We start from the raw sequence: 13966 nt of genomic DNA on the forward strand, positions 1-13966 counted from the left end.
TCTAATACAATAATGATTACTATTCATCGACTGTAAGGAGTGAGATGATATGAGAATAGAGCGAGTTGACGATACTACAGTTAAGCTATTTATAACGTATAGTGATATAGAGGCTAGAGGTTTCAAGCGCGAAGATTTATGGACTAACCGAAAGCGTGGGGAAGAATTCTTTTGGAACATGATGGAAGAGGTTAACGAAGAAGAAGATTTTGTTGTAGAAGGTCCATTATGGATTCAAGTACATGCTTTTGAAAAAGGCGTTGAAGTCACAATTTCTAAATCTAAAAATGAAGATCTTATCAATATGTCTGAGGAAGATAATGATCAATTAGATCATCAAGTAAATGACTTGTTATCACAAACATTTGACCAAGATGAAAGTTTAGAAGATTTATTTGAACAGCGTCAAGAACAAAAAGAAAATAATCACGACCAAGAGCGTAACAATCGTAAACCACAAAATATACGTACCGTAATAGTTAAATTTAATGATTTAGAGGAAGTAATTGATTACGCTTATCATAACAACCAAAAAACGGATGAATTTGAAGATTTATTATATAGTCTTGATAATGTCTATTATTATGCTGTTCATTTTGATGAAACTGTTGGACAAGATGCAATTAACGATAGTTATAGTCAATTACTTGAGTTCGCATATCCTACTGATAAATCAGAAGTATATTTAAACGATTATGCTAAAATTATTATGAGTCACAACGTTGCGTCACAAGTACGTCGTTATTTTTCTAATACAGCAGAATAATGAGAAATGACATTAAACTAAAATAAGTTCAATTATGAACAAAAATGTATAATTAATTGCTTTGAGAGAAGTCATAGGTTAATTGGTAACAGTTAACTTATGGCTTTTTTATTTAGACTATCCATATATAGGATAAATACTTTAATAATCATGTAATCATGTAGTAATTAGGTCGACTTCTGCGTGTATATAAACGAGGTGAGGAGCCATGTTATATGCAAGGAATAGTCAAAATCAAAATGTTTGGGCTGGGTCTGCTCTAAAAGGAGACCAATACCGCTGTCCATTTTGTAATTGTGAAGTGCTATTAAAAAATGGGCAAATCATCACGCCACATTTCGCGCATTATAAAAGGAATCATTTATACTGTCAAAAAAGCGAAACTCATGAACATTATAATTTGAAATATTGTATTGCTCAGAAATTGAAAAAATTAAATTACAAAGTAAGCATTGAGCCATACATACCTGATAGTTATCAATATCCAGATTTGATTATTGATGATGCAATAGCAATTGAAATCCAATTTTCTAGTGAAGTGGTAGCACATATTGTAAGACGCAGTAGATCGTTGCAAAATATTGGTTATAAAGTGATTTGGATTATCAAAAATGTGAAATATAATATCAAAACATGCGTACTCTATCTATCAAATTATGAACGTAATTTTATAAATAGCCACAATAGATTGCTATTTTCGTGGGACGCTATTCATGATAAGTTTTATGTATATAGGATAGTTTATTTTTTGGGAGGACAGCGATTTATTGCCAAAAGATATCTACTAGAGATTGATGATTTAATCAATTTTATTCAGAGCGCAGAGGCATTTCAATGCCCAACTCAGTCGATTAAATTAACTCGAAAATCAATATATCATTATATTAACCAATGTCGTAAAGCGCGTTCTGTTTTGGAACCTAGCTTAAGTGTTATGTATAACTTACGCTTAACGGATGAATGGGTTAGTCGTTATTTAGGGATAGTTTTTCCGGAACAAATATTTATTAAATCCCATCCAATATATTGGCAATTACAGCTCATGTATTTTTTACGTAATCATACGCTACAAATTGGGGCATTTCAATCTTTACTGAAATTTAATAGGTTTTATAATGAAGATATAGATACAATGCAAATTACGTATAATGTTGTACAGTCTTTTAAGCAATTCTATGGTATCCATGGGTGTTATAGCGTGCAAAATTGACTATTACGTGAGAAAATTATACTAATGAATTTATAGGAGGTTTACTAGATATTATGACACAACAATTAACAAGAGAAGAGCAAGAACGTAAATATCCTGAATACACTTGGGATTTATCTACTATCTTTGAATCCGATGAAGCTTTTGAAAAAGCATTTAAAGAAGTGGAAGATAATATAGGTCAAGAACAACAATTTGTTGGCCATTTAGCAGATAATTCAACTACACTTTACAATGCTTTAGCACTTGAAGATGCATTAGGTTCTAAATTAGAAAAAGTGTATGTTTACGCGCACTTAAAGCAAGATCAAGATACTGCAAATGATAAATATACAGGTTTTGAGTCACGTGCACATCAATTAATCATAAAATTTAGTTCTGCTTGGAGTTTCCTAGTACCTGAAATTTTACAAATCGATGAAGCAACGATTCAATCATTTATTGAAGAAAATGAAGATTTGAAACGCTATCAATTTGATTTGAAATTAATTAATGAAAAAAGACCTCATGTGCTTAGCGCGGATAAAGAAAAATTATTGACTGAGGCACAAGATGCATTATCTACGCCTGATAATGTTTATGGTATGTTTAGCAATGCAGATTTAGAATTTGAAGATGCAATAGATAAAGATGGCCAGCGCCACGCTCTAACGCAAGGTACATTTATCAAATGTTTAGAATCAGATGATCGCGTTTTACGTCAGTCTGCATATGAAAACCTATATAAAGCATATGGTGCATACAATAATACGCTTAGCGCGACTTTAGCTGGAGAAGTTAAGAAAAATGTATTTAACGCAAAAACGCATCATTACAATACTGCAAGAGAAGCAGCTTTAAGCAATAATCACATTCCAGAAACGGTGTATGATAATTTAGTGAAAACAGTTCATAAATACTTACCTTTACTACATCGTTATACTAAGTTACGCAAAGAACTTTTAGGGTTAGAAGATATGAAAATGTATGACCTTTATACGCCTTTAGTTAAAGATGTTAAGTTTGAAATGCCATATGAAGAAGCTAAAGATTGGATGCTAAAAGCATTACAACCAATGGGCGAAGAATATATGAAAGTTGTTGAAGAAGGGCTAAATAATCGTTGGGTAGATGTATTTGAAAATAAAGGGAAACGTTCTGGCGGCTATTCTTCAGGCGCCCATTTAACGAATCCATTTATTTTATTAAATTGGTCAAATACAGTTTCAGACTTATATACTTTAGTTCATGAATTCGGACATTCTGCACATAGTTATTTCAGTCGCCAAAACCAGCCGTCGAACTTAAGTGACTATACTATTTTTGTAGCAGAAGTCGCGTCGACCTGTAACGAAGCTTTATTGAGTGACTATATGGATAAACACCTAGACGATAAACGTAGATTACTGTTATTAAATCAAGAACTTGAACGTTTCCGTGCGACATTATTTAGACAGACAATGTTTGCAGAATTTGAACATAAAATTCACCAAATAGAAGAAGCTGGAGAACCATTAACTGCAAACCGTATGAATGAAGTATATGCGGATTTAAATAGAAAATATTTTGGTGATTCCGTTGAAACGGATGAAAATATTAGTAAAGAGTGGTCAAGAATACCGCACTTCTATATGAATTATTATGTGTATCAATATGCAACCGGATACAGTGCAGCACAGAGCTTAAGTCATCAGATTTTAACAGAAGGTAAACCTGCTGTAGAACGTTATATTAATGAATTCTTGAAAAAAGGAAGCTCAGATTATCCAATTGAAATCTTAAAAAATGCAGGTGTAGATATGACGACACCAGAACCAATTGAACAAGCTTGCCAAGTATTTGAACAAAAATTAGACGTCTTTGAAAAACTAATGAAAGCTTAGTATGAATGTATTCGTTTACAATATGACAAGTTTGTGACAAAGTGGATTTATTTAATTTAAAAGGTTGAAAGGTATATATCAGCGTGTTATATTATATACATGAAATTAATCACATAACAAACATACCCCTTTGTTTGAAGTGAAAAATTTCTCCCATCCCCTTTGTTTAGCGCCGTGTAATCAGACACGGCGTTTTTTTTATACCTATTTTTAAAACTGTTACGTTATGTATAAGATATTGAATAACTATTCAGTTATTTTAGCATCACCAAACTGTATTTAATGTTTAAATAAATAAAGTAAAATAGAAGGGGTTAATGTAGTAAAAAGGAGCATTTGCTTATGCTATATTTAGACTTATTTTAACTGTTTAACTTTGCTTAATCATTGAGATCAGATCACAATAAATATTACATACAAAGAAGCACTGTCCATTTTTGGGCAGTGCTTCTTGTATTGGAACTAGGATATCGTGATTGTAAAATTGAAATGGTATTACATTTTTTGTTTTGAATATAAAATGGGATTCAAACTTTAGATTTCCAAAATTTACCATCAGGAGAGTGTAGTTTCTCTATTTTTTGTTGTAATGCTAATTTTTTCAGTTCTTTATTCAATAATTTTTCAGGCCATTCATAAATAGTCAGTAACTCTTCTTTGGTTACTAATTGTTGTTGTTGAATGTAAGATTCTAAACTTGGTGGAAGTTCTTTTTCAATTGGTGTACCAATAAGTTCATTTATGATATACGTATATATATGATAAGGGTATAAGCCTTCAACTTTTAAACCTTCTTCTTGTATATCTTCATTAAAGAAAACAAGGGACGGGGCTTCTTCAATTTCCATTTCTCGAGCAATATGCAAATCAACTTGTAAGCTTTCCTTTAAAGCACTTTTATGTAAGTCTTCTTTAAAGACTTCATAATCAAGACCTGCGTTACTAATGCAATTATTAACCATCTCTTCGGTGATAATATCACGCTTCGGTATAATCTCATTTTGAACAAGGTGTATAAAGCGTTCTGCTCGTATGCGTCCTTGGAGTTCGGCAGCTTTATAAGCTAAAGCAATATTATCTAGATTTGATGTGCTCTGTGCTTGGCATTTCGTCAATACCCTTAAGGAAGGATTCAAAATGTGTCTGATGCTAATATATTGTTTATATTCGAGACGTAATTTTGAAAGTATTGCTGACAATTTAAAGCATTCTTTACTGAATGGATCGAAAAAGGAATAAATTTCTATCTTACTCAAAGGTGAAAGATTTGCATCTTCACGACTATTAGCATTTATTAATTTTAATTCTTCAGCCATGTTTTTTTCACCTACAATTAATTTTCGGAATTAACCATGTGATTCGCTGTTAAACGTAATCGTTCATATAAATAATCCCCGACGCCCGCAGGAAAATGTGCTTGTTGAATTGCTTCGTACATATTTTCAAGCCATGCGTCACGTTCATCAGTTGTTATTACAAATTCTAAATGTCGTTTTTTTAACATTGGATGACCATGTTCTTCTGTGTATAGTTGCGGACCACCTAAAAATTGAGTTAAGAATTGCTTTTGTTTTCTACTTGTTTCTTCAAAATCCCCAGGAAACAAATGATTAATTCTATCATCACGTTCAACCATATAATAAAAATGGTCAATCATTTTAAATAAGGCATCTTGTCCAATAACCTCGTAAGGTGTTTGCGTCATAATATCACCATATTCTGCTAATATAATACTAATATAACATGAATTTTTACATTTGGAAGTAATTCGACTTCTTAATATTGTGCGCAACTAGTTGTTGCTTAATTTATATTTACGATTGAAAAATCTTTGAACTTTATTGTTTGGCATTTCATGTTTTATATTAAATTGATTAAGAATAGATTTGAATTGAATTAACCCTTCATTATAATCATCTACTTCATATTCAAGTTCAAAATCCTCAAAACCAAGATAACGATTTTTATCTAAGACAAGCAAATTGCCATCGATTTCCTTTTCGATGCGTTCAGTGGTTAAATCACCTAAAATGATTAATGAATCAATATCTATACCCATATTTAAAAGTTGATCTAATATATCTTCAGGTAAATCTTGACTTTCAATTTGTTTATTTAGTTTAGGCTCAATATTGGTTTCAAAGTTGTATTCTAGTAAACCAATTTCTGCAGGTACTTTTAAAGTCATTTCATAGGCATTGTTTTTAACTCTGATTCTCAATGCGGATTGATGTGATTTTAAATCGAAGTTTAATGTATCGATGTAATAATTGGTTTGGCTAAATGCTTTTTCATCTAAAAAATATTTGTCATAAATGTCCTGATAGTTTGCTTTAGATAGTAGTTGCTTAAATTCGATTTCGTTGTTCGTTGACACAATACACACTCCTTAAATATTTATGATAATTCATTTTAAAGGACTTGTAAGTTAATTTAAATTGAATTGCATCGCTAGGTGGAAATGATTATATTATATTAAAGTATATTGATGACATTATAATAGACATGTAACGTGTTATGTACGGGATAATTATGTTAAAATGATGAAGAATAAGGAGGAACAAGCATGCGTATTTATGTGAATGAAATTAAAGTAACAAAAGATAGTTTAAATTGTTATACAGAACAATCTACGGAAGGTTTACAAGAAGCAGGACAAATGCTTGTTGACAGTGATAATTATAGTTTTGCATATATCTTAGATGATGGCCAATCCTATTCCTATTTAATATTTGTTCAAGAAACATGGTCAATGTTACATGAAAATAAAAACAAGAAAATAATAATTAATGATCATTTAGAATTAAAACAATTCGGAAGAGAACTTAATTACATATTAGATAATATTCAAGGTAATTCAAACTATGGTAAGGCGTTTGTTTCTGTTGTGGAAGATACTTTCGAATTAGAGTGAAGCGGAGTGAAGCACAATGAATCAATGGGATCAGTTTTTATCTCCATATAGACAAGCAGTTGATGAATTAAAAGTTAAACTAAAAGGCCTAAGAAAGCAATACGATGTAGAAGATAATGCTTCACCGATTGAATTCGTAACAGGCCGCGTTAAGCCAATGACAAGTATTATTGATAAAGCGAATAAAAGACAAATTTCATTTGACCGTTTGCACGAAGAAATGTATGATATTGCAGGTCTGAGATTAATGTGTCAATTTGTAGATGATATTGATATTGTTGTTAATCTTTTGAGACAACGTCAAGATTTTAAAGTGGTAGAAGAGCGTGACTATATTAGTAACACGAAACAAAGTGGTTACCGTTCATATCATGTCATAATTGAATATCCAATCGAAACACTTAATGGCGAAAAATCAATTTTAGCTGAAATACAAATCAGAACATTAGCAATGAACTTTTGGGCAACGATTGAACACACCTTACGTTATAAATATGATGGAGATTATCCTCCAGAAATTCAGCACCGATTAGAACGAGCGGCTGAAGCGGCATTTTTACTTGATGAAGAAATGTCAGAAATTAAAGAAGAAATACAAGAAGCACAAAAATATTATTCTAAAAAACGCGCTAAAAAACATAATAATGATTAGGGGGTGTAATCATGCGATATACGATTTTGTCTAAAGGTGATTCCAAGTCTAACGCTTTAAAGCATAAGATGATTAATCATATGAAAGACTTTAAAATGATTGAAGACGCCGAAAATCCTGAAATTGTCATTTCCGTTGGTGGGGACGGTACATTATTACAAGCATTCCACCAATATAGCCATATGCTATCTCGGTGTGCTTTCGTTGGTGTACATACAGGTCATTTAGGATTTTACGCTGATTGGTTGCCACATGAAGTTGAAAAATTAATTATTGAAATTAATAATTCGGAATTCCAAGTGATAGAATATCCACTATTAGAAATTATTGTACGATACAATAACAATGGGTATGAAACAAGATACTTAGCATTAAATGAAGCAACGATGAAAACAGAGAATGGTTCAACGTTAGTTGTTGATGTCAATATTAGAGGTAATCAATTCGAACGCTTTAGAGGAGATGGACTTTGTGTTTCAACGCCATCAGGTTCAACTGCTTACAACAAGGCTTTAGGGGGCGCTTTGATACATCCATCTTTAGAAGCAATGCAAATTGCTGAAATAGCGTCTATTAACAATAGAGTTTTCAGAACAGTTGGTTCGCCTTTAGTGTTACCGAAGCATCACACATGTCTTATTACACCTGTAAATCATGATACAATTTTAACAACAATCGATCATGTCAGTATAAAACATAAAAATGTTAATGCAATTCAATTTAGAGTAGCGAATGAAAAAATTAGATTCGCTAGATTTAGACCATTTCCATTTTGGAAAAGAGTGCACGATTCGTTTATTTCCAGTGGGGACGACGAGTAATGCAATTCACTTATATTATTGGAAGCACGTGTATGTTAAAAACTTTTTTACAAGAACGTCAGTATTCCAAGAACACAATTAGCGCCATTAAACATAATGGCGCTTTAATAGTTAATGGGCAACCAGAAACCGTTCGAAAACAACTAGAAATAGGAGATATATTAAATGTACAATTAGGTCAAGAAACAGCAAGTTCTAATTTACACCCATTTAATCAACCTTTAAATATTTTATATGAAGATGATTACTTATTAATTGTATCTAAAGAAGCCAATCAAAATTGTGCGCCATCACGAGACCATAAACATTTTAGTTTAGTTGAACAAGCGCTAGGCTATTTTAAAGACACAAACCAATGGTTGGTCCCACATATTGTGACTAGAATTGACCGAAATACCTCAGGAATTGTGATCTTAGCAAAACACGGTTTTCTACATCATCTGATGTCTAAAACAGTAATAGATAAAACCTATTTATGTATATGTTATGGAAAAATAAGGAGTCAAGGCCTGATAGATGCGCCAATCGGTAGAGATCCTTCTAGTATTATTCAGCGACGCGTAGATATTGCTGGAAAACAAGCAAAAACAAAATATAAATGCTTACAATATGAAAATCATTCTAGTTTGTGCGAGATAACGTTACTAACGGGTAGAACACACCAAATACGTGTACATCTCCAACATATAGGGCACCCCATTGTAGGCGATGATTTATATGGTGGAACACATCCGATATATAAACATCAATTATTACGATGCAGTAAAGTGTCCTTTATACACCCAATTTACAACGAAACAATTGAAATTCAAGATAAATATGACGCAATAGAAAATATATTTAAAATGATATAATTTGACTAACCATGGAGGTGGGACTTTTGGCAAATGAAAAAGATCAAATCGTTTTAGAAGATGAACAAGTATATGATCAAGCAATGTTGGATAACTTGCTACATGAAAATCATATAGATGCGTTTAGAGAAGAATTCTTAGCGATGCACACATATGAACAAAGTGAATACTTTGAAGATAGCGACGAAGAGATTAGACAAAAAATATTTGAAGTATTGTCCCCTGAAGAAGTAGCAGATTTCTTCGAACAATTAGAAATTGATGAAGAAGATTATGAAGAGCTCTTTGATACCATGGATGCTACATATGCTAGTAAAGTGTTAGAGGACATGTCATACGATAATGCAGTTGACATTATGAACCAATTGTCTAAACAGAAAATAGTAAGCTTATTAACACTCATGAACCGTGATGAAGCTAAAGAAATTAAAGCTTTACTCCATTATGATGAAGACACTGCCGGCGGTATCATGACGACGGAATATATTTCATTAAAGTCAACTATGCCTGTCAAAGAGGCTTTAATGCATGTTAAAGAACAAGCGCCAGATGCAGAAACTATTTATGTCATATTTGCTGTTAATGAACATAAACAATTAGCTGGTGTCTTGTCTTTAAGAGATTTAATAGTGGCAGAAAATGATGCTTATATTGAAGATATTATGAGCGAACGTGTTATCAGCGCAAACGCAGCTGATGACCAAGAAGATGTAGCTCAAAAAATGCGTGATTATGACTTTATTGCTATGCCAGTTGTCGATTATCAAGATCATTTATTAGGGATTATAACTATTGATGATATTTTAGACGTTATAGATGAAGAAGCTAGTGAAGACTACTCACGTTTAGCAGGGGTTTCAGATGTCGATGCTACCAATGATTCAGTCATTAAAACTGCTAAGAAGCGTCTGCCGTGGCTTATCATTTTAACATTTTTAGGAATGATAACAGCAACGATATTAGGGTCATTTGAAGATACGTTGGGACAAGTTTCATTGTTAGCTGCATTTATTCCGATTATTAGTGGTATGTCTGGTAACTCTGGCACACAATCACTTGCCGTTTCTGTTCGTAATATTTCCACAGGTGAAATAGATGAACAAAGTAATTTTAAAGTGGCATTAAGAGAAGCGGGCAGTGGCTTTTTAAGTGGTTTAGTTTGCGCAATTTTATTATTTATTATTATACTCATCCTTTATGGACAACCTATATTAGCTACAATCGTTGCAAGTAGTTTAACGATTGCCATGACAGTTGGTACATTAGTAGGTTCAATGATACCTTTAGTAATGAATAAATTAAACATTGATCCAGCAGTAGCTAGTGGTCCATTTATAACTACAATTAATGATATTGTGAGTATGCTGATTTACTTTGGGTTAGCAACTTCATTCATGTCTTATTTACTTTAGGGGGATATATGGAATTTTTATCACTTGTCGTCGTTGTATTGGCAGCGTTCTTTACACCGATTTTAATAAATAGATTACGAATTACGTTTTTACCTGTTGTTGTGGCAGAAATATTAATGGGCATCATCATCGGTCATTCATTTTTAGATATTGTTGAACGTGATGCGATGTTAAATATTTTATCAACGCTAGGCTTTATTTTCTTAATGTTTTTAAGTGGTCTAGAAATTGATTTTAAAGCCTTTAAAAAAGAAAAAAACGTAACTAAAGATAAAGAAAAAAGCAAAGAGCCAGGACATTTACAATTAGCGCTCTTTGTATTTATGTTAATCATGATTATCTCAATTGCCCTAGCATATGCTTTCAAATGGTTTGGTTTAATTGACGATATCTTGCTTATGGTTATTATTATTTCAACTATTTCATTAGGCGTTGTTGTACCAACTTTAAAAGAAATGAATATTATGCGTACGACTATAGGTCAATTTATCTTGCTTGTTGCAGTTTTAGCTGACTTAGTTACGATGATATTATTAACTGTATATGGTGCTTTACATGCCTCAGGCGGCACCTCACTTTGGTTAATCGGTAGCTTGGTTGTATTTGCGATTATCTTCTATTTCTTAGGTGGTATATTTAAAAAAGCGCAATTCTTGCAGAAGTTAATGGATGGCACGACGCAAATTGGTATTCGTGCAGTATTTGCACTCATCATTATGTTGGTTGCTTTAGCAGAAGGTGTTGGTGCAGAAAATATTTTAGGTGCCTTCTTAGCTGGTGTAATCGTTTCATTATTAGGTCCAGATGAAGACATGGTAGAGAAATTAGATTCATTTGGTTATGGCTTCTTTATTCCAATCTTTTTTATAATGGTTGGTGTAGATTTAAATATACCTACGTTAATAAAAGAACCATCGTTATTAATCATTATTCCATTTTTAATATTAGCATTTTTAATATCTAAATTAATACCAGTGGTGTATATACGTAGATGGTTTGATATGAAAACAACGATTTCTTCAGCATTTCTATTAACTTCTACATTGTCTTTAGTGATTGCTTCGGCGAAGATTGCAGAACAACTAGGTACAATATCTTCAGAAATATCAGGTATTTTAATTTTAAGCGCAGTGATAACATGTGTTTTTGTACCGATTATATTTAAAAAGATGTTCCCAATGCCAGATGAAGCTACGAGACAAATTGAAGTGAGCTTAATTGGTAAAAACCAATTAACCATACCGATCGCTCAAAATTTAACATCGCAACTTTACCAAGTTTCGCTTTATTATCGAAATGATTTAAGTGATAAACGTAAATTATCCGATGCAATTTCAATGATTGAAATTGCCGACTATGAAGAAGGTTTATTAGAACGCTTAGGTTTATTTGAAAGAGATATCGTGGTTTGCTCTACAAACGACGATGATATTAACCGAAAAGTTGCATTAATGGCTAAAAACCACGGTGTGAACCGAGTTATTTGTAGATTAGAAGCAAGTACAGGTGATGAAGCTTTACAAAGCGAAGGTATCGAAGTGTTTAGTGGATTCATGAGTAACAAGATTCTATTGAAAGGTTTAATAGAAACACCTAATATGCTAAACCTTTTAAGTAACGTGGAAACATCATTATATGAAATTGCAATGTTAAACCATCAGTATGATCAGATTCAATTACGTAATTTCCCATTTGATGGCGACATTATTTTTGTAAGAATTATTAGAAATAATGAATCTATCGTACCTCATGGTGATACACAATTGCGTTATAAAGACCGAGTTATTGTGACAGGTTCAAAAGAATATGTTGATGAATTAAAACGTGAACTAGAATTTTATTATTAATATAAAGGGAGTGGGCAACGAAATCGTATTAGTAAGGTATGATTTCAATCCTACTCCTATTTAATTTAAATAGAAGTTAGTAAAATAAATTGTTTAAATAATGAAACCAATGTTAAAATGAAGTTTGTTAGAATTGGCATTGAGCAAAATGATTAGTGTATTGATTATAAATTCTCGAGCCAATTTAAAATGAAAATTAAAAAAGGAGTTATTTTCATGTTAAATTTAGAAAATAAAACATTCGTCATTATGGGTATTGCAAATAAACGTAGTATCGGTTTTGGTGTAGCTAAAGTATTAGACAAATTAGGTGCGAAATTAGTTTTTACATATCGTAAAGATCGTAGTAGAAAAGAAATGGAAAAACTTGTAGAACAATTGGATCAACAAACGCCACGTATGTACCAAATAGATGTGCAAAACGATGACGATGTAATCGATGGTTTTACCAAAATTGGTGAAGAAGTGGGGCATATTGATGGTGTTTACCATTCAATTGCATTTGCTAATATGGAAGATTTGAGAGGACGTTTTTCAGACACATCTCGAGATGGTTTCTTATTAGCCCAAGATATTAGCTCATATTCATTAACAATCGTTGCAAGAGAAGCTAAAAAAATTATGCCCGAAGGCGGCAGTATCGTTGCTACAACTTATTTAGGTGGCGAATTTGCAGTACAGAATTACAATGTAATGGGCGTAGCAAAAGCGAGTCTAGAAGCCAATGTACGTTATTTAGCATTGGATCTTGGTGAAGATAATATTCGTGTGAATGCAATCTCAGCTGGTCCAATCCGTACGCTAAGCGCTAAAGGCGTTGGTGGATTTAATACGATTATGAAAGAAATTGAAGAACGTGCGCCATTAAAACGTAATGTAGACCAAGAAGAAGTTGGTAAAACAGCAGCATATTTATTAAGTGATTTATCAAGCGGTGTTACAGGAGAAAATATTCATGTAGATAGTGGCTATCATATCGTTAAATAATTCGTGAGTAAACCAATATGATAAAAAATAATATTGCTTTATAATACCAATGTATCTCAACTATTTTCACGTATTAAATGTTTATTAAAATGCAAGATAGAAATTAATGTAGCAATGTTTGAATGCTATCTTGTGTTTGTTATCAAATACTATTTAAAAGCGAACATGTTTGGGATACAAATCCCAACATTCAGCCCCAAAAAGATTTCTAACTTAGAGTATCTTCTTGGGGCTCATTTTATAACAACACTTTGTATTATTTTACGCGCTTCGCGTAGATTTAACTTGAACCTGTAGTTTTAATGTACTGCTTTTGGTTGAAGGCATGTCGCAACTTCTACTACATTTACATATCATTTTAATCAACACCACTTAATTAAATTAACAAGGAAACTTATGATAGGTAATGGTTATAACAAGACATAAGATTACGCTGCAATGGACTTATGAAAGATAAAACCGCATTAGAAATTTAAAAATACTGATACAGATTTGGCACAATAACGCGTTGGATGAATTTAGAACACAATTTACGTAAAGGAACGAAGATTGAACCAAACCAAAAGAATGATTTAAAATTCAGAGCAATGTGGGGGACAAAGACAAACAAAAACTTGTATTTGCCCTAAAATCATACAATG

Annotated in this window: 13 protein-coding genes; 10 read left to right on the plus strand and 3 right to left on the minus strand. The window is 32.2% G+C overall.

Annotated features, from left to right (window positions below):
- Nucleotides 1-49: 49 nt before the first annotated feature.
- The 3 genes from mecA to pepF all read left to right on the plus strand — a co-directional run bounded on the left by mecA (nt 50) and on the right by pepF (nt 3838).
- Entirely contained in the window at nt 50-766 is a 717-nt protein-coding gene (gene mecA / locus KA894_RS10025) for an adaptor protein MecA (RefSeq protein ID WP_096810479.1), read from the plus strand.
- 208 nt (nt 767-974) lie between these two features.
- Nucleotides 975-1976 carry a competence protein CoiA gene (locus KA894_RS10030; protein WP_096823896.1) on the plus strand — a complete coding sequence of 334 codons (1002 nt, stop codon included), beginning with the start codon at nt 975-977 and terminating at the stop codon, nt 1974-1976.
- Nucleotides 1977-2029: 53 nt separating this feature from the next.
- Complete coding sequence (gene pepF / locus KA894_RS10035) at nt 2030-3838, plus strand: oligoendopeptidase F (RefSeq protein ID WP_210133931.1); 1809 nt, start codon at nt 2030-2032, stop codon at nt 3836-3838.
- A gap of 527 nt (nt 3839-4365) precedes the next feature.
- Here the strand turns inward: pepF and yjbH are convergent.
- The 3 genes from yjbH to KA894_RS10050 all read right to left on the minus strand — a co-directional run bounded on the left by yjbH (nt 4366) and on the right by KA894_RS10050 (nt 6215).
- A complete protein-coding gene (gene yjbH, locus KA894_RS10040) occupies nt 4366-5154 on the minus strand; it encodes a protease adaptor protein YjbH (protein ID WP_096810475.1) in 789 nt (262 codons plus the stop codon).
- 17 nt (nt 5155-5171) lie between these two features.
- Nucleotides 5172-5543: a truncated hemoglobin YjbI gene (locus tag KA894_RS10045; RefSeq protein ID WP_096810474.1), complete on the minus strand. Its 372-nt coding sequence runs from the start codon at nt 5541-5543 to the stop codon at nt 5172-5174.
- Nucleotides 5544-5630: 87 nt separating this feature from the next.
- Nucleotides 5631-6215, minus strand: coding sequence for a CYTH domain-containing protein (locus KA894_RS10050; RefSeq protein ID WP_096810473.1), 585 nt, complete (start codon nt 6213-6215; stop codon nt 5631-5633).
- A 189-nt stretch (nt 6216-6404) separates the two neighbouring features.
- On the opposite strand from KA894_RS10050, the gene KA894_RS10055 reads away from it, so the two are divergent.
- The 7 genes from KA894_RS10055 to fabI all read left to right on the plus strand — a co-directional run bounded on the left by KA894_RS10055 (nt 6405) and on the right by fabI (nt 13325).
- Nucleotides 6405-6752 carry a UPF0738 family protein gene (locus tag KA894_RS10055; protein ID WP_096810472.1) on the plus strand — a complete coding sequence of 116 codons (348 nt, stop codon included), beginning with the start codon at nt 6405-6407 and terminating at the stop codon, nt 6750-6752.
- A 16-nt stretch (nt 6753-6768) separates the two neighbouring features.
- Nucleotides 6769-7404, plus strand: coding sequence for a GTP diphosphokinase (gene yjbM / locus KA894_RS10060; protein ID WP_096810471.1), 636 nt, complete (start codon nt 6769-6771; stop codon nt 7402-7404).
- Between the two features lie 11 nt (nt 7405-7415).
- On the plus strand, nt 7416-8225 hold the full coding sequence (locus tag KA894_RS10065; RefSeq protein ID WP_096810470.1) for an NAD kinase: 810 nt from the start codon (nt 7416-7418) through the stop codon (nt 8223-8225).
- Nucleotides 8225-9079 carry an RluA family pseudouridine synthase gene (locus tag KA894_RS10070; RefSeq protein ID WP_103373249.1) on the plus strand — a complete coding sequence of 285 codons (855 nt, stop codon included), beginning with the start codon at nt 8225-8227 and terminating at the stop codon, nt 9077-9079. Before KA894_RS10065 ends, KA894_RS10070 begins: the two co-directional genes overlap by 1 nt.
- Nucleotides 9080-9162: 83 nt before the next feature.
- The gene (mgtE, locus tag KA894_RS10075) at nt 9163-10491 is read left to right on the plus strand and encodes a magnesium transporter (protein WP_481906336.1); all 1329 of its coding nucleotides are present in this window, start codon (nt 9163-9165) and stop codon (nt 10489-10491) included.
- An 8-nt stretch (nt 10492-10499) separates the two neighbouring features.
- Nucleotides 10500-12338 carry a monovalent cation:proton antiporter family protein gene (locus tag KA894_RS10080; RefSeq protein ID WP_096810467.1) on the plus strand — a complete coding sequence of 613 codons (1839 nt, stop codon included), beginning with the start codon at nt 10500-10502 and terminating at the stop codon, nt 12336-12338.
- 216 nt (nt 12339-12554) lie between these two features.
- On the plus strand, nt 12555-13325 hold the full coding sequence (fabI, locus tag KA894_RS10085; RefSeq protein WP_096810466.1) for an enoyl-ACP reductase FabI: 771 nt from the start codon (nt 12555-12557) through the stop codon (nt 13323-13325).
- Nucleotides 13326-13966 lie beyond the last annotated feature (641 nt).

It is taken from the genome of Staphylococcus sp. GDY8P131P (assembly GCF_017891975.1).
GTDB lineage: Bacteria > Bacillota > Bacilli > Staphylococcales > Staphylococcaceae > Staphylococcus > Staphylococcus nepalensis.

Bases quoted from the DNA above. Each gene is read 5' to 3' on its own strand.
- KA894_RS10065 (WP_096810470.1), top strand. From the start codon at position 7,416: ATGCGATATACGATTTTGTCTAAAGGTGATTCCAAGTCTAACGCTTTA.
- mgtE (WP_481906336.1), top strand. From the start codon at position 9,163: ATGTTGGATAACTTGCTACATGAAAATCATATAGATGCGTTTAGAGAA.
- mecA (WP_096810479.1), top strand. From the start codon at position 50: ATGAGAATAGAGCGAGTTGACGATACTACAGTTAAGCTATTTATAACG.
- KA894_RS10030 (WP_096823896.1), top strand. From the start codon at position 975: ATGTTATATGCAAGGAATAGTCAAAATCAAAATGTTTGGGCTGGGTCT.
- KA894_RS10070 (WP_103373249.1), top strand. From the start codon at position 8,225: ATGCAATTCACTTATATTATTGGAAGCACGTGTATGTTAAAAACTTTT.
- yjbM (WP_096810471.1), top strand. From the start codon at position 6,769: ATGAATCAATGGGATCAGTTTTTATCTCCATATAGACAAGCAGTTGAT.
- KA894_RS10045 (WP_096810474.1), bottom strand. From the start codon at position 5,543: ATGACGCAAACACCTTACGAGGTTATTGGACAAGATGCCTTATTTAAA.
- yjbH (WP_096810475.1), bottom strand. From the start codon at position 5,154: ATGGCTGAAGAATTAAAATTAATAAATGCTAATAGTCGTGAAGATGCA.
- KA894_RS10055 (WP_096810472.1), top strand. From the start codon at position 6,405: ATGCGTATTTATGTGAATGAAATTAAAGTAACAAAAGATAGTTTAAAT.
- fabI (WP_096810466.1), top strand. From the start codon at position 12,555: ATGTTAAATTTAGAAAATAAAACATTCGTCATTATGGGTATTGCAAAT.
- KA894_RS10080 (WP_096810467.1), top strand. From the start codon at position 10,500: ATGGAATTTTTATCACTTGTCGTCGTTGTATTGGCAGCGTTCTTTACA.
- pepF (WP_210133931.1), top strand. From the start codon at position 2,030: ATGACACAACAATTAACAAGAGAAGAGCAAGAACGTAAATATCCTGAA.